Source organism: Guyparkeria halophila (assembly GCF_034479635.1).
Lineage (GTDB): Bacteria > Pseudomonadota > Gammaproteobacteria > Halothiobacillales > Halothiobacillaceae > Guyparkeria > Guyparkeria halophila.
This window is the reverse complement of the sequence record NZ_CP140153.1, coordinates 1,807,503-1,829,722: the sequence shown is the minus strand read 5'-3', so window position 1 is coordinate 1,829,722 and position 22,220 is coordinate 1,807,503. Positions and strand designations below refer to the sequence as shown.

Below are 22,220 nucleotides of genomic sequence, written 5' to 3'. Positions count from 1 at the left end.
GGTCAGGCGCGACGGAAGGACTTGCCGCCACAGTTGGGGCAGCTCGGCACCGGGCCGAAGGTCTCGTGGTGCAGGATCTCGCCGCAGCTGGTGCACTTGAGCCGCTTCGGGCTGGTGGCGTGGCCGGCCACCCACTCGCGCGGGCGGGTGCGCTCCGCCTCGTTGCGGATCTGCTCGAGGGTCACGTCGGTGTGATCGGCAATCGACAGCAGTTTGGCGCCGATGTCGCCGGCCCAGTCACGCAGGGTGTCACGGATGCTCTCCCCCTCGGAGGCGAGGCTTTCGCGGGTGTGTTCCAGGTCGTCTTTTACCGCCTCGACGATCTCGTGGCGGAAATCGGGCGTGTCGAGCCCGGCCGCTTCCTCCTCGGCCAGCTGAGCGATGCGAGCCCGGTCGGCGGGGCGGTTCTCGGGTTCGTCGAGCAGGCGGGCATAGATCCTTTCGAGCAACTGGTAGTAGCCGTGTCGCAGGGCATCAAAGGTCTCGCTGTGCTCGTGCTGGTTGTGGGTCATTCGCTCTGGTCTCCGTCTTGCCGGCTGGATGGGCCACGCCCGGGTCGGCGTCATGCTTGCCGAGTCGTGCAGGGGGGGGCTCCTTTCGGTATTCTAGTGCGCTAGGGAAGGTCTGCACGAATCCGATACCGCTCTGCGTGCCTTGAGCCGGGCAGATGCAAGGCGCTCGTCCGCCGTGGAAGGGCGATTCCCTTTCCAAGGACGACAACGCAGCAGATGCCCTGCTCAAGGCTCGCCCTGCGGGGCTTGGCGAGTCGCCCGTGCTCCGCGTTGCGATGTCTTGACGTGGCCACCGGCACGCCGGCGACACCGCGTCTTGATCACGAACGACTCGCCAAGCCAGAGTGGCATCGGATTCGAGCAGATCTTCCCTATTCAGCCCCCGGTAGCGCTGTCGTGGAGAGCCCCGACGCCGCGCCGGGGGCGCTGCCATTGAATTCGTTCACTTCATCGTGGCCGAAGTTCGGTCACGAACGCAACGTGTTCCCGGGGATCGCGGTCCCGTCGCCCGGGCAGACGCTCAAAACCAAGGTAGAAACAGTCCCACATGCACGAGCAATACAACCCCGCGAAGATCGAGGACGAGGCGCAACGCTTCTGGGAAAAGACGCAGGCGTTTCACGTCCGCGAAGATCCCACCCGCGAGAAGTTCTACTGCCTGTCGATGTTCCCGTACCCTTCCGGTCGCCTGCACATGGGGCACGTGCGCAACTACACCATCGGGGATGTGATCAGCCGCTACCAGCGCATGCTGGGCAAGAACGTCCTCCAGCCGATGGGCTGGGACGCCTTCGGCCTGCCGGCGGAGAACGCCGCGCTGAAGAACAAGGCGGCCCCGGCGCGCTGGACCTTCGAGAACATCGACTACATGCGTGGCCAGCTCCAGCGCCTGGGCTTTTCCTACGACTGGAACCGCGAGCTGGCGACCTGCGACCCGGACTACTACCGCTGGGAGCAGTGGCTGTTCACCCGCCTGGTGAAGAAGGGCCTGGCCTACAAGAAGACCGCGGTGGTCAACTGGGATCCGGTCGATCAGACCGTGCTCGCCAACGAGCAGGTGATCGACGGCTGCGGCTGGCGCTCCGGCGCGTCGGTCGAGCGCCGCGAGATCCCGCAGTGGTTCATCCGCATCACCGACTACGCCGACCAGCTGCTCGAGGATCTGGACAAGCTCGAGCAGTGGCCCGAGCAGGTGCGCACCATGCAGGCCAACTGGATCGGCCGCTCGCGCGGGGTGCAGCTCGACTTTGCCGTCGAGGGCGGCGAACCGCTAACCGTGTTCACCACCCGCCCGGATACCCTGTTCGGCGTGACCTACCTGGCCGTGGCCGCCGATCACCCGCTGGCTGTGGCTGCCGCCGAGAAGGATGAAAAAGTCGCTGCGTTCCGCGAGGAGTGCCGTCATACCAAGGTCGCCGAGGCCGACATGGCGACCATGGAAAAGAAGGGCCTGTCGCTAGGCGTGACCGCCACGCACCCGCTGACCGGCGAGTCGGTGCCGGTCTGGGTGGCGAACTTCGTCCTGATGGAATACGGCACCGGCGCGGTGATGTCCGTGCCCGCCCACGACGAACGCGACTGGGAGTTTGCCCACAAACACGATCTCGCCATCAAGCCGGTGATCGAAGGCAGTGAGCCTGATCACGACTACGCCGCAGGGGCGATGACGGAAAAGGGCACTCTGATCGACTCCGGCGATTTCACCGGGCTTTCCAGCGAGGCGGCCTTCGACAAGATCGTCGCGAAACTGTCCGAGGTCGGGCAGGGCCAGGAGACCATCAACTACCGCCTGCGCGACTGGGGCGTCTCGCGCCAGCGCTACTGGGGTTGCCCGATCCCGATCATCAACTGCGAGCACTGCGGGCCGGTGCCGGTGCCCGACACGGATCTGCCGGTGGTGCTGCCCACCGACGTGGTGATGGATGGTCCGGGCTCGCCGATCAAGTCGGATCGTGACTTCATCGATACCACCTGTCCCGAGTGCGGCCGAGCGGCCGAGCGCGAGACCGATACCTTCGACACCTTCTTCGAGTCGAGCTGGTACTACGCGCGTTTCGCCAGTGCCGATTCGGATGAGGCGATGCTCGACGACCGGGCGGGCTACTGGCTGCCGGTCGACCAGTACGTGGGCGGCATCGAGCATGCCGTGCTGCATCTCTTGTACGCGCGCTTCTTCCACAAGCTGATGCGCGACGAGGGCCTGATCCCGGCCGACTGCGCCGAGCCGTTCACCCGCCTGCTCACCCAGGGCATGGTGAACAAGGACGGCGCGAAGATGAGCAAGTCCAAGGGCAACACGGTCGACCCGCAAGAGTTGATCGAGGAATACGGCGCCGACACCGTGCGCCTGTTCATGATGTTCGCCGCACCGCCCGATCAGGGCCTGGAGTGGTCGGACTCGGGCGTCGAGGGCGCGCACCGCTTCCTCAAGCGGCTGTGGCGGCAGGTGGCCGAGCGCAAGAGCGCCGGCATCGACCTGACCCGTCGCATCGAATCGGCCGACGAACTGGCCGATGCCGATGGCGCGGCCAAGGACCTGTACCGCAAGCTCCACGAGACCATCGGCCGGGTCACCGACGACATCGACAAGCGCCAGACCTTCAACACCGTAATCGCGGCGAACATGGAGCTGTTCAACGAGCTGGCCCGTTTCGAGGCGAGCGATGCGGTGGGTCAGGCCGTCGTCGCGGCTACCATCCAGGACATGCTGCGCATGCTCGCGCCGATCGTGCCGCACATCACCCATGCGCTCTGGCATGAAGTCGGCGGGCAGGGCACCATTGCCGATGCGGCCTGGCCGACCCAGGACGAGGCGGCCCTGGTGCGCGACGAGATCGAGATGGTCGTGCAGGTCAATGGCAAGCTGCGCGCGAAGATCAACGTGCCGGCTAGCGCCGACAAGGCGGCCATCGAGGCGCAGGCGCTGGAGAACGAGGACGTGCAGCGCTTTACCAATGAGGGCGAGATCAAGCGTGTGATCGTGGTCCCCAACAAACTGGTCAATATCGTGGTGGCGAAGTAATGGATACGACCCGGGCTAGGATGACCCGCTCGCACATCGGCATGCGTGCCGTTTCCCGTGCCTTTTTCATGGGGCTGGCCATGGCGTTGGCGGCGACCACGCTGGTCACCTCGGGCTGCGGCTACCAGTTGCGTGGCGTGGCCGAGGTCGACCCGACCTTCGAGCGGGTGCATGTCTCGGGGCTGTCGAAATCCAGCCCGGTCTATCGCACGCTGGCGGCCGAGATCGACAAGTCGAAGGCGGTGCTGGTCGACGACCGGCGTGACGCCACGGCCCGACTGGTGGTCGAGAGCGATTCGGTCGAGGAGCGTGCCTCGGTGGTCGATCCGAGCGCCAATGTGCGCCAGTACGAGTTGCTGCACGAACTGCGTTATCACATCGAGCTGCCCGATGGCGCGCGTACGCCCAGTCGCAAGATCAGCCAGGCGCGCAACTACAACTACGATCCGAGGGGTGTGATCGCCTCGTCGAGCAACGAGGGGCAGATTCGTCGCGAGCTGGGCGAACTGGTGGGGCAACTGCTGTTCTACCGCCTGCTCGCGCCGATCGACCCGGACACCCTGATCGCGCCCGGCGACGGTCGCTGAGCCCTCGTGCTCGCCAAGCCGCAGGAATTCGAGCAGCGTCTCGCCCGGGGCCTGGAATCCCTCTATGTCATCGGCGGCGATCAGCCGTTGCTGGTCCAGGAGGCGCGGGATGCGATCGTCGCCAAGGCCCGCGAGGCCGGTTGCGAGGAGCGACTGCGCTTCGAGGTGGATGGCAAGTTTGACTGGGGCGCGCTGGAAAGCCAGGGCGCGAGCCTGTCGCTGTTCGCCAGCCAGCGGATCATCGACTTGCGCATCCCGGGTGGCAAGCCGGGACGGGTCGGCTCGAAGGCGCTGAGCACGCTGGCCGAGCGGGTCAAGGGTGGCGGTGAGTCGGATGTCTGGATCGTGAGCCTGCCGCGCCTGGACAACCAGTTGCAGAAAAGCGCCTGGTTCAAGGCGCTGGCCGGCGCGGGGCTCGCGGTGCGGTTCAACGACGTGCCGCTGGCGCAGCTGCCGGTCTGGATCACCCGGCGGGCCGCGGCGCAGGGCGTGCGCCTCGAGCGGGACGCGGCCGAGCTGATCGCCGGGCGCGTGGAGGGAAACCTGCTTGCCGCCGCCCAGGAGATCGAGAAACTGGCCTTGATGGACCTCGAGGGGCCGGTGGATGCCGCCCGCGTCGCCCAGGGCTTGGCCAACCAGTCACGAGTCGATACCTTCGCATTGAGCGATGCGGTGCTTGATGCCGACCGTGAGCGTGGCCTGTACCTGCTCTCGCGCCTGCGCGCCGAGGGCACCGAGCCGCTGCTGATCCTCTGGGTGATCGCCCGTGACCTGCGGGCACTGGTGGCGCTGGCGGGCAACGACCAGGCCGGGTTCAAGAAGACCCGGATCCCGGCCTTTCTCGCCCGGCGCTACCAGGCCCGCGCCCGCATGTTGCCGCCGGGTAACTGGCAGCGCCTGCTGGCCGGTTGCGCGGAGGTCGATCGCTGCATCAAGGGGCTGGGCGAGGGCTGCAATGCCGCCGACGGCGGCGCCCGCGTCTGGGCGCTGCTCGACCAGGTGATGCTGCATGCCAGCCGGCCGGGGCGCTGACCCCGACGACCCGGCCACTCCACACGACAGACAACGATGACGGGCGGGCACTGCCGGCCCCGGCAATGATCAGGAGACTCTTGACGATGGCCAACGAGAACAACGTCACCGAAACCATCCAGGCGATGGGCCAGGCGGCCCGGCGGGCGGCGCGGGCGCTCTCCCGTGTCGACACCAACGCGAAGAACTCGGCGCTGCTCGCGATCGCCGATCAGCTGGTCGAGCACACCGGCACGCTGATCGAGGCCAATAAAAAGGACCTCGAGGCGGGGCGTGCCAATGGGCTGGACGAGGCGATGATCGACCGGCTGGCCTTCGATGCCGCCGGCATCCAGAAGATGGCCGAGGGCGTGCGCCAGATCGCCGCGCTGCCGGACCCGGTCGGCGAGATCACCGACACGGTATTCCGTCCCTCGGGCATCCAGGTCGGGCGCATGCGCGTGCCGCTGGGCGTGATCGGCATCATCTACGAGTCGCGTCCCAACGTGACCATCGATGCCGCCGCCCTGTGCCTCAAGTCGGGTAACGCCACCATCCTGCGCGGCGGTTCGGAGGCGATCCACAGCAACCAGGCGCTGGCCGCCTGCATCCGCGATGGGCTCGAGGCCGCCGGCCTGCCGACCGAGACCGTGCAGATCGTCGGGACCACTGACCGCGAGGCGGTCACGGCCATGCTGCACAGCCCCGAGGCGATCGACGTCATCATCCCGCGTGGCGGCAAGGGCCTGGTGGCACTGGTTTCCCGCGAGGCGCGCATGCCGGTGATCAAGCACCTCGATGGCGTCTGCCACGTCTACATCGATCCGGATGCGGATCTGGACAAGGCCAAGGCGATCGCGGTCAACGCCAAGACCCATCGCTACGGCGTCTGCAACGCGATGGAGACGCTGCTGGTCGACCAGGCGGTGGCCGAGGCCGTGCTGCCGGATCTGGCCAAGCGCTTCGACGAGCTGGATGTGGAGCTGCGCGGTTGCGAGCGCGCCCGTTCCATCGTGCCCTCGATGACCGTGGCAACCGAGGCGGACTGGGGCGAGGAGTACCTCGGCCCGATCCTCGCCGTGGCCGTGGTCGACGGGCTGGATGCCGCGATCGAGCACATCGAGACCTTTGGGTCGCACCACACCGACAGCATCGTGACCGAGAACTACACCCGTGCGCGGCGCTTTTTGCGCGAGGTCGACTCGGCCTCGGTGATGGTCAATGCCTCGACCCGCTTTGCCGACGGCATGGAATACGGCCTGGGGGCGGAGATCGGCATCTCCACCGACAAGATCCACGCCCGCGGCCCGGTCGGGCTCGAGGGGCTGACCTCGCAGAAGTTCATCGTGCTGGGCAACGGCGAGACGCGTCACTGATCAGACTGGTAATGGATCCGCTTCTCAGGCCGTCGCGAGCGGCTTGAGTGCAAGGAGCCGCGGAGTGAGCGATGAGACATATCCGGTCGATAGGCGAGAAGCGAACGAGCACGCGACGCCGCAATCGAGCCGCGCAGCAGGTCTGAGGAGCGGATCATGATTGGCATCTTCGGCGGCACCTTTGACCCGGTCCACATCGGTCACCTGCGTCTGGCGACCGAGGTGGCCGAGACGCTGGGTCTGTCCCGGGTTCACCTGGTGCCGGCGGCGATCCCGCCCCATCGGGGCGAGCCACTGCTCGACCCGACCACGCGACTGGACCTGGTGGCCCGTTCGATTGCCGATGAACCGCGGTTCGTGCTCGATGACCGCGAGCATCGACGGGTCGGGCCGTCCTACACCGCCGACACGCTGGCCGAATTCGCCGCCGAGTTTCCGGGCGAGCCGCTGGTGCTGATGATGGGCATGGATGCCTTCAATGGTCTGCCGGGCTGGCACGAGGTCGAACGCATTCTTGATCTCGCGCACATCGCGGTCGCGACCCGGCCGGGTTCACAGGCCGAGGGAAAGGCCGCCGAGTGGCTGGCCGAGCGCCGAGTCGATCCGGCCATGCTGGCCCATGCGTCGGCCGATGCGCCGGTCGGGCGGATCGTGCCGGTGGCCATTACCCGCCTGGATATCTCGGCGACCACCTTGCGCGGGTTCATCGATCAGGGCCGATCACTGCGCTACCTGGTGCCCGAGCCGGTGGTCCGTCATTTCAGCCGTGGTTGACCGCATCCCCGGTTGGGTCGACCATTGCCCCGTTTTTAACGCTGATTTCACCCCGATTTCATTTCGTTTCAACTCCATTGGTGGCCCGGTGCCGCCATGCAACAGGTTTCCTTCATGAGCGCGAATCAACCGCCATCCACCCGCACCGAGCCCGTCGACCAGACCGCGGCGATGCCGGCCGACGAGATCCTCAAGCATGCCGTCGAGGCGCTCGAGGGCATCAAGGCCGTCGACCTCGTGACACTCGACGTGCGCGAGCGCTGCAATTTCACCGATTACATGGTGTTTGCCTCCGGCACCTCCGATCGCCACCTCAAGGCGATGGCGCAGGAAGTGGTCAAGGCCCTCAAGGAGAAGGGCATGCGCCCGATGAACGTCGAGGGCGATGACACGCCGCAGACCGAGTGGGTACTGGTCGACTTCATCGACGTGATCGTCCACCTGATGATGCCCGAGACCCGCGCGCTGTATCAGCTGGAAAAGCTCTGGTCGGCGCCGGCCGCCGATACGTCCGCCCCCAATTCCTAAGTCGGGGTGCGGATCGAGCTGATCAGTGTCGGGCACAAGTTGCCCGACTGGGCCCAAGAGGGCACGCGGACCTACCTCAAGCGATTGCCCGCGGGCTGTCCGGTACGCCTGACCGAAATCCCGTCCGCTCCGCGTGGCAAGAATGCCGACATCGATCGCGTCAAGACGATGGAGGCGGAGCGCATCGAGCGCGCCATTCCGAGCGGCGCGCGCGTCATCCTGTTCGACGAGCGCGGCCGCGACCACGACACTCGCCAATGGGCGGCCTCGTTGGGCGATTGGCTGGTCGAGGGGCGCGACGTTGCCCTGGTCATCGGCGGGCCGGACGGCGTGGCGAAATCCCTGCGGCAGCGCGCCGACGAGACCTGGCGGCTCTCGGCACTGACCTTGCCGCACCCGCTGGTGCGCGTGCTGGTGGCCGAACAGCTCTACCGTGCCTGGTCACTGCACCAGAATCACCCCTATCACCGCGAGTGACGAGCGGGAACGCGATCCCCACGGATCGGGTCGAATCGTTAGAATGAAACGATGACACCTGATTCCGACTCGCGTCCCGCCTTGTGGCTGGCCAGCGGCTCGCCGCGCCGGCGGGAACTGCTCGAACAGGCCGGTTTCCTCATTGCCGGTCGGGCACGTCCGTCCGGCGAGGTGGACGAGTCGCTGCTGCCGGGCGAAAGGCCCGATTGGGCCGTCCTTCGGCTTGCGCAGGCGAAGCTCGAGGCCGCGCTGGCAGCCTCATCGCTACCGGCCGGCGCCGTGTTGCTGGCCGCCGATACCCTGGTCGCGGGGCCGGACGGACGACCGATGGGCAAGCCCGTTGACGCGGCCGACGCCGAGGCCATGCTCGCCACCTTGAGTGGACAGTGGCATCGGGTGATCACCGCGGTGGCCGTCGGGACTGGTCAGGTCCAGCGCGAGGCCGTGGTCGAATCCCGGCTGCGATTCGCCCGGCTGTCGCCCGAGACGATCCGGGCCTACGTAGCGACCGGGGAGCCGCTGGACAAGGCGGGCGGCTATGGTCTGCAGGGTCGGGCCGGCGGCTTCGTCGAGGCGATCGACGGCGATTGCAGTGCGGTCATCGGGTTGCCCTTGTCGGCCACGTGCCGCCTGCTGGCGATGTTTGGCATCCGGCCGGCCTGGATGGGTCGCGGTGACATGGAACGGGGCGACATGGATCGCGGCGACATGGACCCGAGCGACACGGAATAACAACGAGAATTGAGTCATGAGCGAAGAAGTCCTGATCAACATCACCCCGCAGGAGACCCGCATCGCGATGGTCGAGAACGGGGTGCTCCAGGAGATCAACATCGAGCGCTCACGCTCGCGCGGGATGGTGGGCAACATCTACCGTGGTCGTGTGACCCGCGTGCTGCCGGGCATGGAGGCGGCCTTCATCGACATCGGCGAGGAGCGCGCCGCGTTTCTGCATGTCTCGGATGTGGAGCTGAGCCTGGCGGCCGAGACCGCAACCGAACTCGAATCGGCGACGCCGTCGATCGAGACGCTGCTGCGTACCGGCCAGAACCTCCTGGTGCAGGTGATCAAGGACCCGATCGGCACCAAGGGCGCGCGGCTGACCACCGAGATCACAATACCGTCGCGTTACCTCGTCTACGTGCCCAACGGCCGCAATATCGGTGTTTCCAGCCGCATCGAGGACAAGACCGAACGCGATCGTCTCAAGACCGGCCTGGCCGAGCTGATCGTCGAGGAGGAGGGGGCGCTCGAGGGCGTTGGCGGGCTGATCCTGCGCACGGCCGCCGAGGGGGTCGAGGAAGAGCAGCTCCGCCACGACTACCGTTTCCTGCGCCGGTTGTGGAGCAATCTCGCCGAGCGTCGGCAACAGATGACCGACCCGGGGCTGGTCTACGAGGACCTGCCGCTGGCGCTGCGCACGCTGCGCGACACGCTGGGCCAGTTTGTCGAGAAGATCCGTATCGACTCGCGCGAGACCTACCACCGCGCCATCGCCTTCGCCGAGGAGATGGTCCCGGACATCCTGCCGATCGTCGAGCACTACCCGGGCGAGCGTCCGATCTTCGAGCTGCACAACATCGAGGAAGAGATCCAGCGCGCGCTGGAGAAGCGCGTGGCGCTCAAGTCCGGCGGCTACATCGTCATCGACCAGACCGAGGCGATGACCACCATCGACGTCAACACCGGCGCCTTCGTCGGCCACAAGACGCTCGAGGAGACCATCTTCAAGACCAACCTCGAGGCGGCCGCGTCGATCGCGCGCCAGCTGCGCCTGCGCAACCTCGGCGGGATCATCATCATCGACTTCATCGACATGGCCGAGCCCGAGCACCGCGTCCAGGTGCACCAGGCGCTCAACCGTGCGCTCGAGCGCGACCACGCCCGCACCAAGGTCTGCGATGTCTCCACGCTGGGCCTGGTGGAGATGACCAGAAAGCGCACCCGCGAATCGCTCGAGCACGTGCTTTGCGAGACCTGCCCGGTCTGCGCCGGGCGCGGCTCGGTCAAGACCGCCGAGACGGTCTGCTACGAGATCTTCCGCGAAGTCACCCGGGATGCCCGCCAGTACCAACCCAAGTCGATGCTGGTGATCGCCAGCGCCTCGGTGATCGACCGCTTGCGCGAGGAGGATTCCACCTCGCTGGCCGAATTGCAGGAGTTCATCGGCGTGCCCCTCAAGCTCCAGATTGACCTGCATTACCTGCCGGAGCAGTACGATATCGTTCTGATGTGATCGGGCACGCGGGAGAGGCCGGTGAACACTGAGAGCAGCGCAAAACGCGAACGACGTCTCCGGCAGGCCTTTCGTCGCCTGCTGATGACGGCTGCCGTGCTGCTGGTGCTGGTTGCCGCCCTGAGTGCCGTCTCCCGCGCGCTCCTGCCCTGGGTGGAGCGCTACCAGCCCGACTTCGAGGCCGTCGTCAGCGAGACGCTCGACGTGCCGGTGCGTTTCGGCAGCCTGGACCTGCGCTGGCGGGGCTACCAGCCACAGGTGGTCTTCCGCGACGTGCGCATCGATGCCGGTCCGCGCGCCGACGCCTTGAGCCTGGGGCTCTCCTGGTGGCGCAGCCTGGTCGAATGGCGACTGGTCGCGGACAAGATCACGCTCGATGCCCCCCGCTTTACCCTGATCCGCGATCACGAGGGCTGGTCGGTGGCCGATCTTTCCCTCGAGGGGCGTGCCGGCGTGACCGCCCAGCGGGTCTCCTGGGCCGAGGTGGAAGATCAGTTGGCGCGCCTGGGGCACCTGTCGGTGCGGGACGCGGTGGTTGAATTCCGCGATCCGAGTGGTCGTGGCGATCGGTTGACCTTCAGCCTGGCCGCCGAGCTTGATCGCGATCAGTGGCGAGGGTCGGGGGATGCCCGTCTTGCCGGCATCAGTGACGAGCCCATGCGGTTTGCCGGCGAGGGGCGCTTCGGCGAGGAGAGCCGGGTGTCGCTCTTCCTGCAGGTGAGCGAGTGGAACCTGCCCCAGGTGCAGCGGCGTCTGGACCGCTACGGCGGCCCGACCGTGCGGCGCACGCTGGGCGGCTGTCCCGGGGACGGCAATCCCGCCCGCTGTGAGGTCGGCATGCCGCGCATCGACTCCGGTCGCCTCGACGGCCAGTTATGGCTTGACTGGGAGCAGACGCGGCTGACCGAGCTCACGGTGCAGGCGGACGTGCGCAATCTCGCCGTCACCCGCGAGCACTTGCTAGGCGAGGATGATGCCAGTCAGGCCGCACTGGATCGGGTGTCGGCGACGCTCGCCTGGGGGCGCGATGCCGAGGGATGGCATCTCGATGCCGAGGACGTGAAGGTCCGCCCGGCGCGCGAGGAGCCGTTGCCCACCGAGTTCGTGCGCATGCGCGCGATCGGCGATGAGCTCTTTTTTTCCACCGATCATGCCGATCTTGGCCACCTTGCCGTGTGGCTGGCCGCGGCGCCCCTGCCGACCGATTTTCTCGAGTTGCTCGACCAGAATGTCCCGCGCGGTCAGGCACGCGACGTGCGCTTGCACTTCACCCAGGGCGAACTGGTCGAGGGCTTTCTCGATCTGCGCGGCTTTGGCAACACCACCGGCGTGCCGCTGCGGCCGGTCATCGGCACCCGCGCGGGGCGGGGCGGCGCGGATCTGATCCTCTACCGTCAGCCTGGCGGCTGGCTCGCGCGTATCGACCAGCAGGATCTCGTTCTTGCCGTTCCGGGCATGTTCCGCGAGCCGGTGAGCATCGACCGGGTGCGCGGCGACCTCTACTGGTTCGATCAGGTCGGTGCGGCCGAGGCGGAGGATCAATCCGCGGGGCTCTCGCTTTACAGCCCCAATCTGGTGTTGGCCTCGCCCGGGCTCGACGTGGCCGGGCGTTTCTTCTACCGGCAAGGCCGGAGTGATCAGTCGGGTGACCAGTCGGGGTACCTCGGGATCGACAGCGGTTTTGCCGTTGCTGACACGCGCCGCGGGCCGGGCTATCTGCCGCGCCACGTGATCGGTCCGCGGACGCTTGACTGGTTGGATGCCGCGCTCGAGGGTGAAGGCGCCCAGGGACGCATCGACGAGGGGCACTTCATCTTCCATGGCGATCCGGCTCGCGCGCCGTTCACGGACGGCGGCGGCTACTTCTCGATCGTGTTCGACTACCACGACGTGACCTTGCCCTATCAACCGGGCTGGCCGGCGTTGAGCGACGCCAGCGGCAGCATGGCCTTCGTCAACAAGCAGTACCACGTCGATGTCGAGCAGGGTCGGGTCGGGCCGGTGCCGGTCGGCGATTCGCGTGTGAGCATCTTCGACCTCGATCAACCCAAGCTGCAGATCGCGGTCGACCGGCCGGTGGCGATCGACGCGCTCCTCGATGGGCTCGGGCAGACCCCGCTGATCGACGCCGGGGCGCTGGCCGGCTTCTCGGGGCGTGGCGAGGGGCCGTTCACGCTGGATGTGCTGATCGGCCTGACGTCGGGGTCGCCGCCGCCGTCGGTATCCGGCGGCTACCGGTTTGCCGGTCATCGGCTGTCGGTTGCCGACGGTCGTTTCGTATTCGAGGACGTCTCCGGTCCGCTGCGCTTCACGGACACGCGCTTTAGCGCCGAGGCGCTGTCGGGACGTTTCCTGGGCGAGTCGTTCCGTGCACGGGTCGATCCGCTTGCCGATCGGGCCGCCACCCGGATCCAGGCCAATACCCGCTTCACGCCGGCGGGGCTCTCGACGGTGCTGGGTCCGACCGGCCAGACGCCGGTCGCGGGGGCGCTGATCGACAGCCTCGAGGGCGAGACGGACGTCGGCGTGCGCGTCGACATCCCTCATGGTGAGGGCGGGGTGGGGATCCGGGTGGAAAGTGGCCTGATCGGCTGGCGCAGCCGACTCCCGGCACCGCTGGAAAAGCCCGCGCCTATCAGCTGGCCGCTGACGATCGACCTCGACGTGCGCAGCGGGGGGCTGCGCGCCCTGAGCGCTCGTCTGGAGGGGACGCAGACCTGGCGTGCCGAGCTGGGCTTTGACCCGAATGGTGCGCTCACGCGCACGCGGTTGGGCAATCGTTCACTGGACACGGATCCCGCCGGCGAGGGGGGCTCGGCGGATCATCGAGTGGGCCTGACGCTTGCGGAGCTGGCGCTCGATCCCTGGCTGGACTGGTGGACGGCCGTCGCCCCCCGTGCCGCTGCCCAGGGCGGGGGAGCCGACCGGGGGGATCAATGGTGGGTGGATGCCCGTATCGACCGGTTGAGCCTGGGAGACGGCTGGCTCAATGGAGTCACGGCCGGCTGGTCGAGCCGGGACGACGGCTGGTGGCTGGGTGTCTCCGGCGAGGAGAACCGCGGTGAATTGCGGTTCACGGCCGGTGCCGGCGCGGCCGCTGACCGGCTGGAAGGGCGTTTTGATCGGCTGTGGCTGCACCGCGAGCCGAACTCCGACGACGCCCAGCGGCCCGCGCCGCAGGCCTGGGACCTGGCTGCGCTGCCGGTGACCAGCCTGGCCGTCGATGCGTTGACGGTCAACGAGCTGAAACTGGGCCGCTTGAGTGTGGAGGCGCTGCCGGAGGACAACCATTACCGGATCGACCGGGTCGCCTGGCAGCCGGCGCCGAGCCTGAGCGTCTCGGGAAGTGGTCGGATCGAGGATGGGGTCAGTGAGGCCCCGCAGGGGCAGCGCACCCGACTTTCGTTGGCCATGGACGGTGATGATCTGGGCGCGGCGATCGCGGCCATCAGCGGCGAATCACCCATCCAGGGTGGTGACGTCGACGAGGGGCAGCTCACCATCGCCTGGCCGGGCAGCCCGACCAGCTTCGATGCCGGGCGGGCGGCCGGCAATGGCCGCTTTCTCATCACCGAGGGGCAGCTCAAGGGTATCGACCCGGGTGCGGGTCGATTGGTCGGCTTGATGAGTCTCGGGGCGCTCGCCGACCGCTTGCGCCTGGATTTTCGCGACGTCACCCGCGAAGGCCTTTATTTCGACTCGCTGGCCGGGCAGTGGCGCATGGACCGGGGACGCTTGATCGTCGATCCGCTCGAATTGACCAACCCGTCGTTGAACGCCCTGATCGACGGCGAGCTGCAGCTGGTCGATCGACGCCTCGACCTGACGGCACGGATCTATGCCGATTTCGGCATGCTCCTGCCGCTGATCGGCACGGTTGCCGGTGGTCCGCTGGTCGGCGGGGCCGTGCTGGCCCTGCAGGAAACCTTCCGGCAGCTGGACGAGGCCCCGGAGCCATCGGTCACCTACCATATCGGGGGAACGTTCGAACAGCCCGAGGTCACGCGAGGGGGCACACCATGAGCGAACCGCAGCCGGCCGTCGCCGTCGTGCAAATCAATGGCCGAGCCAACTGGAACGACAATCGGCCCGTCGTCGGGCGATTGATCGCGCAGGCGGCGGACGATGGCGCCAGCGTGGTGGTCTTGCCGGAAAACCTGCTCGCGATGCCGTCCGACCCGCGCGAGCTGATCGCGATGGCCGCGACCGACACGCCGCGGGCGGTGCGGGATCTGTCGGCATGGGCAGCCCAGGGGCGTGTCTGGCTGGTGGCCGGCACCCTGCCGTTTGTCCCCGACGACCCGGCGGACAGCGATCGGGTCGCGGCGCGAACCCTGGTGATCGATGCCCAGGGCGAGGTGGTCGAGCACTACGACAAGATTCACCTGTTCGACGTGGTGCTGCCCAATGGCGAGAGCTATCGCGAATCGAACACCTTTGTCGCCGGGGATCGGTCGGTGGTCGTCGACACGCCGGCCGGGCGGCTAGGCCTGGCGACCTGCTTCGATCTGCGCTTCCCGGAGCTGTTCGCTCATCTGGCCCAGGCGGGTGCGGACTGGTTCTGCCTTCCCTCGGCATTCACCCGTCCGACCGGCGAGGCGCACTGGCACGTGCTGCTGAGGGCGCGAGCCATCGAGAACAGCGCCTGGGTGGTCGCCCCCGCGCAGATCGGCCACCACGCCGACGGTCGCGAAACCTACGGCCACAGCCTGATCGTCGACCCGTGGGGGCGGGTGCTGGAAGATGCCGGCGACGCTGTCGATTGCGTTCGATGCGCCCGGCTGGACTACCCCTGGCTCAGCGGGCTGCGGGAACGTTTTCCCGTGCGACGATTGCACCGACCGGACCTCTTTGCCAGCGGCGGCTGACTTGCTCCTGCGCCCATGGCGCAAATCACGCTTGGCCTTTACCATGTCCCACTGAATCCCCGCCCGGTCGGCCGTGCCGCCCGGGCGCCCAAACCGGATAGTTGAGTGAAGATGACCGTACAGACCGACGACCTGCGCATCGAGGAGATCCACCAGTTGACCCCGCCCGAGGTCTTCCGGGCCGAGTACGTGCTCTCGGAACAGGGGGCGGAGACGGTCGACCATGCGCGCCGGACCATCCAGAACATTCTCGATCGTCGTGACGATCGGCTGATGGTGGTCATGGGGCCATGCTCCATCCACGACGTCGACGCCGCGCGGGAGTACGCCGCTCGGCTGCGCGAGCTGGCCGACGAGGTCAAGGACGACGTGTTCCTGGTGATGCGGGTCTATTTCGAAAAGCCGCGCACCACCGTGGGCTGGAAGGGGTTGATCAACGATCCGGATCTCGACGGCAGTTTCAACATCAACAAGGGGTTGGGCGTGGCCCGCCATCTGCTGGTCGACCTGGCCGAGATGGGCGTGCCGACGGCCACCGAATACCTCGACCTGATCAGCCCGCAGTACATTTCCGATTCCATCTCCTGGGGCGCGATCGGCGCGCGGACCACCGAATCGCAGGTCCACCGCGAACTGGCCTCGGGCCTTTCCTGTCCGGTCGGCTTCAAGAACGGCACCGACGGCGGCCTGCGTGTGGCGCTCGACGCCATCCGCGCCTCGGCCCGGCCGCACCACTTCCTCTCGGTGACCAAGGCCGGGCGCTCGGCGATCTTCGCCACCAGCGGCAACCCCGACTGCCACATCATCCTGCGTGGTGGACGCAGCACCAACTACGACGCCGCCAGTGTCAGCGAGGCCCTCGAGCAGCTTCGCCAGACCGAGATGCCCGAGCGGTTGATGATCGACTTCTCGCACGCCAACAGCCAGAAACAGCATGCCCGGCAGATCCAGGTGGCCGAGGACGTCGCCGGCCAGATCGCCGGTGGGAATGCCGGCATCGTCGGCGCGATGATCGAAAGCCACCTGATTGCCGGTCGTCAGGACGTGGCCGCCGGCAAGCCGATGACCTACGGCCAGAGCATCACGGATGCCTGCATCGGCTGGGACGACAGCCGGGCCGTTATCCACCGGCTCGCCGAGGCGGTGCGGATCCGTCGCGCCGGCGGTGGGGTGCTCGACGAGTTGCCGGAACATGGCTGATCGGGCGATCAGTCCTCGCCTCGCCGTTCGCGCCTGGCGATGCACCTGGCGACGCGCCGGCGTGGTGCTGGGTTGCGCCTTGCCGTTGCTGGGTTGGACGACCGTCTCGCCGGCGGCCGTCTCGCCCGAGATCGAGGCACTGATCGAGTCGGTCGACGACCAGACCATGGCCATCGAGCAACTGACCGTGGCGCCTGCCGGGGCCTGGGTGGTCCGATCACTGACGGTCGAATCGCTCACTCAGCTCGAACAGTCCGACTCCTCGCGCCTGCGTCGAGCGGCGCCCGAAGCGGGCGGGCGGCTCTGGATAGGCGGCTTGCCGGCGACCCTCGATGGCGACTCCCTGCGTGTGGCTGGAGCGATGGTCGATGGCGAGGCCGGCGTGCGGCTCGAGCGTGAGGTCATCCGTGAGACCCCGGCCTACCAGCGCCTGTCCAATCGCCTGACAGAAGTGCAGGCCGAGGCCCGGGCATTGGCCGTGGCATTGGAAGAGAACACGTTGCGTCGCCGAATTGCCCGCGATCAACTGGCTGCCTTGTCGCCCACCGGCGAGGATCTTGCCTCGCTGTGGCGTGACAACGGCCCGGTGGACGAGTTGATGTCGCGATTGACCGACGAGCGTCGCGCGCTGCTCGATCGCCAGACGTCAATGGATGAGGATATCGACGCGTTGCGCGCCGCGCTCGACGAGTTGGCCGGGCAGGCGCCCGGCTGGCGGGTCGGTGTGGCGCTCAACCAAGCCGATCTCGAGCCCGGCGCCGAGGCCCTGCGGCTGGAATATCGCGTCGAGAACGCCGGCTGGGAGCCGATCTACCGGGCGCGGCTCGATACCACCGAACGACAGGTCGACTGGCGCATGACCGCGCGGGTGCACCAGCAGACCGGCGAGGATTGGCCCGCGGTGCCGATGACCCTGGTCACCAGCGATCAGCGCCGTTTCTACCCGGTGCCGGAGTTCTCGCCATTGACCATCGGCTTTATCGACCCGGACAAGGGCGCACCGGTTCGCCCCATGGCCCAGAGCACGCTGATGCGCGCCGATGCCGCCGGCCTTGCCGAGGCGGGGCGCGTTGAGGATCAGACCGGTTTTGCCACGCGCATCGCCGTGAACAAGCCGGCAGCGATTCCCAGCGGCGAGGGCGGGGTGAACCTGGTGGTGCTGGAACAGCCGCTCGACGCCGAGATCTCGTTGCGGATCGCCCCGCAATCCGATCGCGATGCGGTGGTGGTTGGTCGTTTTGTCCCCAGTATCGTCAATCCGCTGCCGGCCGGACGGTGGGAAATCCATCGGGACGGACAGCAACAGGCGGGTCTCTCCCGACCCGCGCTCCAGCCCGACGAGCCGGTCGAGTTGAGCTTCGGGGTCGACCCCCGACTGGTCGTCGACTACCAGGCCCCGCCGGACGAGCGAGCGGGTCATGGCCTGATCGGCAAGTTCCACCAGATCGAACGCCGCCGCCAGGTCACCGTGACCAGTCGTCATCAGACGGACGTGCCGGTGGTCGTGCTGATGCGGATGCCGACGCCGCTGGATGCCGATATCGTGGTCGAGGCGCTCGCGGAAACCGACACACCGGCCGAACGCCAGTTCGATGGCCAGAAGGGTGTCTGGGCCTATGAGCGCAAGATGGCGCCCGACGAATCCTGGCAAATCGACTTCGGCTACCGGGTGCGTTGGCCCGAGGGCAAGCAGATCTCGCCGTTCTGATGTGCCCGGCCTGACCGGCGCGACCCGACCCAACAGCGGGTCGGGGCGCCATTACCGACTAAACCTCCATCCACGGACAAGGACCCACCACGAACATGCTTGATCTCGTTCTGGCCGGTGGCGGCATGATGCTGCCCATCATCATTGCCTCGGTGATCGCCCTGGCGATCATCTTCGAGCGTCTCTACACCCTACGTCGCGGGCGCATCATGGGCGGCGACCCGGTCGGGATGGTGCGTTCCTGGCAGGGCCACGGCGGCATCACGGCCGCGCGGCTCGACGAGCTGGGTCGGGTCTCGCCGCTGGGGCGCATCCTCGCCGAGGGCCTGGCGGGAAGCCATTCGGCCGAGGGCATGCGGGTGCGCATCGAGGATGCCGGCCGCCACGTGGCGCACCAGATGGAGCGTTACCTCAACACGCTGGGCACGATCGCCTTGATCGCCCCGCTGCTCGGCCTGCTGGGGACGGTGATCGGCATCATCGACGTCTTCCAGGCGATCACCGCCCACAGCGGGGCCGGGGCGGTCGCCCCCGAGTTGCTGGCCGGCGGGATCGCCAAGGCCCTGATCACCACCGCGGCCGGCATCATGGTCGCGGTGCCCGCGTTCATCTTTCACCGCTACTTCCGTGGCCTGATCGATGAGTTGGTCATCGACATGGAGGCCGAGGCGATCCGCCTGGTCGACATGATTCACCCGGTGGGGCTGGGCCGGAGGCAGGCGGCATGAATTTCCGCCAGCGACCGCGCGAGCCGCTCGAGCTCAACCTGATTCCGTTGATCGACGTGGTCTTCATGCTGCTGATCTTCTTCATGCTGACCACGACGTTCGTCCATGACCGTGCGCTCAAGGTGGATCTGCCGGTGTCCGAATCGGGCAGCAGCGAGCGCGCCGAACTGAAGAATCACGTCATCGAACTCGATGCCCGCGGCGAGATCGCCGTCGACGGCACACGCGTCTCCGAGCAGGAGTTGCCGCGCGTGTTGGCCGAGATTGCCGATGACGGTCGCCCGGTGGTCCTCTGGGCGGATGCGCAGGTGGTCAATCAGCGGGTGGTGACGGTGCTCGACCAGGCCCGTCGCGCCGGTATCGAGAGGATCGGCATGGGGACGACACCGCCACGATGAATCCCGATTCGCTCAAGCAACGCGCTCACGCCGCGGCCGGCTGGGAGACCTACCAGCGCCTGCTCAACTACACCTGGCGTTACATGCGGGTGCTGGTGATCGCGATCATCGGCATGGTGGTCGCGGGGCTCTCCGAGGTGGGTTTCGCCGCCCTGATGAAGCCATTGCTCGATGGCAGCTTCGTCGAGCGCGATCCGACCCTGGTCACCTGGATGCCGCTGGCCCTGCTGGGCGTGTTCGTCTTCCGGGTAATCGGCGAGTTCGCCTCGAATTACGGCATGGCCTGGGTAGGGCGCTCGGTAATCCGCGACCTGCGCCACGATACCTTCGCCCAGGTTTTGCACCTGCCGCCGCGCTACTTCGACCGGGTGCCGTCGACCGAGGTGCTCACCCGGCTGAACTACCAGAGCGAGCAGGTGTCCGAGGCCGCCTCCAAGGCGCTCACCATCCTGATCCGCGACAGCGTGACCGTGATCGGGCTGCTGGTGTGGATGCTGTATCTCTCCTGGCAGCTCACCTTGTTCATCCTGGTGCTGCTGCCCATCCTGGTGGGCATGGTGGCCGGTATCTCGCGGGCCTTCCGGCGCTACGCCCGACGCATTCAGGAGTCGATGGGCAAGGTCTCGCATGTCGCCGAGGAGACCATCAGCGGCCACCGCGTGGTCAAGCTCTACGGCGGCGAGGACTACGAGAGCGCCCGCTTCGATCGCCAGAACCAGTACAACTTCCGCGCCTTCATGAAGATGCAGGCCGTGCAGGCGGCCTCCTCGCCGCTGACCCAGTTCGTGCTCGCCATCGGCGTGGCCGGCGTGGTCTGGTTCGCCACCAGCGGCGAGCGCATGGACGACATCACGGTCGGCACGTTCGTCTCGTTCATCACCGCGCTGGCCATGACCCTGGCGCCGGCCAAGCGCCTGATCAACCTCAACGCCATCATCCAGAAGGGCATCGCCGCCGGCGAGAGCCTGTTTGCCCTGCTGGACGAGCCGCGGGAATCCGAGTCGGGCACGCGGTCGGTCGACCGGGTGACGGGGCGGATCGCGATGGAGGACGTCTGGTTGAGTTACCGGGAGCCGGCGCCGACCGATCGGCAGGACCCCGACTGGGTGCTGCGCGGCGTGTCGCTGGAGATCGCCGCGGGCGAGACCGTGGCCTTTGTCGGCCAGTCCGGTGCGGGCAAGTCGAGCCTGATGGGTGCCTTGCCGCGCTTCGTCGAGATCCAGCAGGGGGCGATCCGCCTGGACGATTACCGTCACGACGAGCTACCGCTGGCGGACCTGCGTCGCCAGTTCGCCTATGTCTCGCAGGAGACCGTGCTGTTCAACACCACCATCGCCGCGAACATCGGTTATGCCGACGGGGCGGAGTTCGACATGGACCGGGTGCGCGAGGCGGCGAAGGCCGCGTTCGCCGAGGAGTTCATCGACCAGCTGGCCGAGGGTTTCGAGACCAACATCGGCGAGAACGGCGTGCTGCTCTCCGGCGGCCAGCGGCAACGGATCGCGATCGCCCGGGCCCTGTACCGCGATGCCCCCATCCTGTTGCTCGACGAGGCCACCTCGGCGCTGGATACCCGGTCGGAAGGCTTCATCCAGCGGGCGCTGGAGAACCTCACGCGCGGGCGGACCACGCTGGTGATTGCCCACCGCCTGTCGACCATCGAGCACGCCGATCGCATCGTGGTCATGGAAGGCGGTCGTATCGTCGAGCAGGGTCGTCACCAGCAGTTGCTGGCCGCCGATGGTGCCTATGCCGGCCTGTACCGGCTGCAATTCGCCGACCAGGCCGACTGATGCGCTACCCCGACTTCTGGCAACGACGCGGCCTGCTGGCGCGGGCGCTCTGGCCCCTGGGTCGGCTGGTCTGCGCCGAGGCCGCCCGACGTCGGCGCCGGGCGGCCGGGCGCGAGCCGGAATGCCCGGTGATCGTGGTGGGCAATCTCACCGTCGGTGGCACCGGCAAGACGCCGGTGGTGATCGCGCTGGTCGAGGCGTTGCGGGCGGCGGGTCATACCCCCGGGGTGATCAGCCGCGGCTTTGGGGTGACGGTGGGCATCGAGCCGGTCGATCTCGCCGAGGCGGTCGACCCGTCGAGTTGCGGTGACGAGCCCTGGCTGATTCATCGACGTACCCGCGCGCCGGTGGTGGTTCACCCGTACCGGCGCGAGGCTGCCCGACAGCTCAAGGCCCGTTACCCCGAGGTCGACGTGATCGTCAGCGATGATGGGCTGCAACACCATCGGCTCGCCCGCTCGATCGAGTGGGTCGTGGTCGACGGCCAGCGCGGACTCGGCAACGGCTGGTGCCTGCCGGCCGGTCCGTTGCGCGAATCGCCCGCGGTGCTCGACGAGGTCGACGCGGTACTGGTCAACGGGGACGAGCCGTCCCGTCACGGGGCGGGCGCACGCGGGGTGCCGGCCTGGCGGATCGATTTCCGCCCGCAGGGACTGGTCGACCTGTTCGATCGAACGGAACGGCCGATCACAGACCTGGCCGAACAAAAGGTCATTGCCCTGGCCGGCATCGGCAACCCGGCGCGTTTCTTCCGCATGCTCGAGGCCGAGGGTGCGGTGATCGAAGCCCACCCGCTCGACGATCACGCCGCGCCGACACGGTCCCAGGCCCGCGCGTGGCTGGCCGACGGCCGCCCGGTTGTCATGACCGAGAAGGATGCGGTCAAATGGCCCGAGAAGCCGACGCAGGCCGGCCAGGTGCTGGTGGTGAGGGGTGGCGTCGACCTGCCGCCGGCGCTGCTCGAGACCACCCTGAAAACGCTGCAATCATGATGTCCTCGGT

18 protein-coding genes are annotated in these 22,220 nt (G+C 67.5%); 17 read left to right on the top strand and 1 reads right to left on the bottom strand.

Annotation, left to right across the window (positions count from 1 at the left end; genetic code table 11):
* Nucleotides 1-2: 2 nt before the first annotated feature.
* Nucleotides 3-512: a zinc ribbon-containing protein gene (locus SR882_RS08300; protein ID WP_322520785.1), complete on the bottom strand. Its 510-nt coding sequence runs from the start codon at nucleotides 510-512 to the stop codon at nucleotides 3-5.
* A 547-nt stretch (nucleotides 513-1,059) separates the two neighbouring features.
* On the opposite strand from SR882_RS08300, the gene leuS reads away from it, so the two are divergent.
* The 17 genes from leuS to lpxK all read left to right on the top strand — a co-directional run bounded on the left by leuS (nucleotide 1,060) and on the right by lpxK (nucleotide 22,210).
* On the top strand, nucleotides 1,060-3,534 hold the full coding sequence (leuS, locus tag SR882_RS08295; RefSeq protein ID WP_322520784.1) for a leucine--tRNA ligase: 2,475 nt from the start codon (nucleotides 1,060-1,062) through the stop codon (nucleotides 3,532-3,534).
* Nucleotides 3,535-3,554: 20 nt separating this feature from the next.
* On the top strand, nucleotides 3,555-4,121 hold the full coding sequence (locus SR882_RS08290; protein WP_322520783.1) for an LPS-assembly lipoprotein LptE: 567 nt from the start codon (nucleotides 3,555-3,557) through the stop codon (nucleotides 4,119-4,121).
* Nucleotides 4,122-4,127: 6 nt separating this feature from the next.
* The gene (gene holA / locus SR882_RS08285; RefSeq protein WP_322520782.1) at nucleotides 4,128-5,153 is read left to right on the top strand and encodes a DNA polymerase III subunit delta; all 1,026 of its coding nucleotides are present in this window, start codon (nucleotides 4,128-4,130) and stop codon (nucleotides 5,151-5,153) included.
* A gap of 86 nt (nucleotides 5,154-5,239) precedes the next feature.
* Nucleotides 5,240-6,508, top strand: coding sequence for a glutamate-5-semialdehyde dehydrogenase (locus tag SR882_RS08280; RefSeq protein ID WP_322520781.1), 1,269 nt, complete (start codon nucleotides 5,240-5,242; stop codon nucleotides 6,506-6,508).
* 156 nt (nucleotides 6,509-6,664) lie between these two features.
* Nucleotides 6,665-7,282 (top strand): nicotinate-nucleotide adenylyltransferase, encoded by a 618-nt coding sequence (gene nadD / locus SR882_RS08275; RefSeq protein WP_322520780.1) that lies wholly within the window; start codon nucleotides 6,665-6,667, stop codon nucleotides 7,280-7,282.
* A 114-nt stretch (nucleotides 7,283-7,396) separates the two neighbouring features.
* Nucleotides 7,397-7,810, top strand: a complete 414-nt coding sequence (gene rsfS, locus SR882_RS08270; RefSeq protein ID WP_322520779.1) for a ribosome silencing factor — start codon at nucleotides 7,397-7,399, stop codon at nucleotides 7,808-7,810.
* A 6-nt stretch (nucleotides 7,811-7,816) separates the two neighbouring features.
* A complete protein-coding gene (gene rlmH / locus SR882_RS08265) occupies nucleotides 7,817-8,287 on the top strand; it encodes a 23S rRNA (pseudouridine(1915)-N(3))-methyltransferase RlmH (RefSeq protein ID WP_322520778.1) in 471 nt (156 codons plus the stop codon).
* A gap of 51 nt (nucleotides 8,288-8,338) precedes the next feature.
* Complete coding sequence (locus SR882_RS08260) at nucleotides 8,339-9,019, top strand: Maf family protein (protein ID WP_322520777.1); 681 nt, start codon at nucleotides 8,339-8,341, stop codon at nucleotides 9,017-9,019.
* 16 nt (nucleotides 9,020-9,035) lie between these two features.
* Nucleotides 9,036-10,523 (top strand): ribonuclease G, encoded by a 1,488-nt coding sequence (gene rng / locus SR882_RS08255; RefSeq protein ID WP_322520776.1) that lies wholly within the window; start codon nucleotides 9,036-9,038, stop codon nucleotides 10,521-10,523.
* Nucleotides 10,524-10,544: 21 nt separating this feature from the next.
* Nucleotides 10,545-14,546, top strand: a complete 4,002-nt coding sequence (locus SR882_RS08250) for a YhdP family phospholipid transporter (RefSeq protein ID WP_322520775.1) — start codon at nucleotides 10,545-10,547, stop codon at nucleotides 14,544-14,546.
* Nucleotides 14,543-15,391: a carbon-nitrogen hydrolase family protein gene (locus tag SR882_RS08245; protein WP_322520774.1), complete on the top strand. Its 849-nt coding sequence runs from the start codon at nucleotides 14,543-14,545 to the stop codon at nucleotides 15,389-15,391. The genes SR882_RS08250 and SR882_RS08245 overlap by 4 nt, the downstream gene beginning before the upstream one ends.
* Before the next feature lie 111 nt (nucleotides 15,392-15,502).
* The gene (locus SR882_RS08240) at nucleotides 15,503-16,591 is read left to right on the top strand and encodes a 3-deoxy-7-phosphoheptulonate synthase (protein WP_322520773.1); all 1,089 of its coding nucleotides are present in this window, start codon (nucleotides 15,503-15,505) and stop codon (nucleotides 16,589-16,591) included.
* Nucleotides 16,584-18,299, top strand: a complete 1,716-nt coding sequence (locus tag SR882_RS08235; protein WP_322520772.1) for a DUF4139 domain-containing protein — start codon at nucleotides 16,584-16,586, stop codon at nucleotides 18,297-18,299. Before SR882_RS08240 ends, SR882_RS08235 begins: the two co-directional genes overlap by 8 nt.
* A 95-nt stretch (nucleotides 18,300-18,394) precedes the next feature.
* Nucleotides 18,395-19,027: a MotA/TolQ/ExbB proton channel family protein gene (locus SR882_RS08230; protein ID WP_322520771.1), complete on the top strand. Its 633-nt coding sequence runs from the start codon at nucleotides 18,395-18,397 to the stop codon at nucleotides 19,025-19,027.
* Nucleotides 19,024-19,425 carry an ExbD/TolR family protein gene (locus tag SR882_RS08225; protein WP_322520770.1) on the top strand — a complete coding sequence of 134 codons (402 nt, stop codon included), beginning with the start codon at nucleotides 19,024-19,026 and terminating at the stop codon, nucleotides 19,423-19,425. The genes SR882_RS08230 and SR882_RS08225 overlap by 4 nt, the downstream gene beginning before the upstream one ends.
* The gene (msbA, locus tag SR882_RS08220) at nucleotides 19,422-21,218 is read left to right on the top strand and encodes a lipid A export permease/ATP-binding protein MsbA (RefSeq protein ID WP_322520769.1); all 1,797 of its coding nucleotides are present in this window, start codon (nucleotides 19,422-19,424) and stop codon (nucleotides 21,216-21,218) included. Before SR882_RS08225 ends, msbA begins: the two co-directional genes overlap by 4 nt.
* The gene (lpxK, locus tag SR882_RS08215; RefSeq protein WP_322520768.1) at nucleotides 21,218-22,210 is read left to right on the top strand and encodes a tetraacyldisaccharide 4'-kinase; all 993 of its coding nucleotides are present in this window, start codon (nucleotides 21,218-21,220) and stop codon (nucleotides 22,208-22,210) included. Before msbA ends, lpxK begins: the two co-directional genes overlap by 1 nt.
* Nucleotides 22,211-22,220: the final 10 nt, after the last annotated feature.

Bases quoted from the DNA above. Each gene is read 5' to 3' on its own strand.
- rsfS (WP_322520779.1), top strand. From the start codon at position 7,397: ATGAGCGCGAATCAACCGCCATCCACCCGCACCGAGCCCGTCGACCAG.
- SR882_RS08225 (WP_322520770.1), top strand. From the start codon at position 19,024: ATGAATTTCCGCCAGCGACCGCGCGAGCCGCTCGAGCTCAACCTGATT.
- SR882_RS08290 (WP_322520783.1), top strand. From the start codon at position 3,555: ATGACCCGCTCGCACATCGGCATGCGTGCCGTTTCCCGTGCCTTTTTC.
- SR882_RS08280 (WP_322520781.1), top strand. From the start codon at position 5,240: ATGGCCAACGAGAACAACGTCACCGAAACCATCCAGGCGATGGGCCAG.
- nadD (WP_322520780.1), top strand. From the start codon at position 6,665: ATGATTGGCATCTTCGGCGGCACCTTTGACCCGGTCCACATCGGTCAC.
- SR882_RS08240 (WP_322520773.1), top strand. From the start codon at position 15,503: ATGACCGTACAGACCGACGACCTGCGCATCGAGGAGATCCACCAGTTG.
- lpxK (WP_322520768.1), top strand. From the start codon at position 21,218: ATGCGCTACCCCGACTTCTGGCAACGACGCGGCCTGCTGGCGCGGGCG.
- leuS (WP_322520784.1), top strand. From the start codon at position 1,060: ATGCACGAGCAATACAACCCCGCGAAGATCGAGGACGAGGCGCAACGC.
- SR882_RS08235 (WP_322520772.1), top strand. From the start codon at position 16,584: ATGGCTGATCGGGCGATCAGTCCTCGCCTCGCCGTTCGCGCCTGGCGA.
- SR882_RS08300 (WP_322520785.1), bottom strand. From the start codon at position 512: ATGACCCACAACCAGCACGAGCACAGCGAGACCTTTGATGCCCTGCGA.
- rng (WP_322520776.1), top strand. From the start codon at position 9,036: ATGAGCGAAGAAGTCCTGATCAACATCACCCCGCAGGAGACCCGCATC.
- SR882_RS08245 (WP_322520774.1), top strand. From the start codon at position 14,543: ATGAGCGAACCGCAGCCGGCCGTCGCCGTCGTGCAAATCAATGGCCGA.
- msbA (WP_322520769.1), top strand. From the start codon at position 19,422: ATGAATCCCGATTCGCTCAAGCAACGCGCTCACGCCGCGGCCGGCTGG.
- SR882_RS08230 (WP_322520771.1), top strand. From the start codon at position 18,395: ATGCTTGATCTCGTTCTGGCCGGTGGCGGCATGATGCTGCCCATCATC.
- SR882_RS08260 (WP_322520777.1), top strand. From the start codon at position 8,339: ATGACACCTGATTCCGACTCGCGTCCCGCCTTGTGGCTGGCCAGCGGC.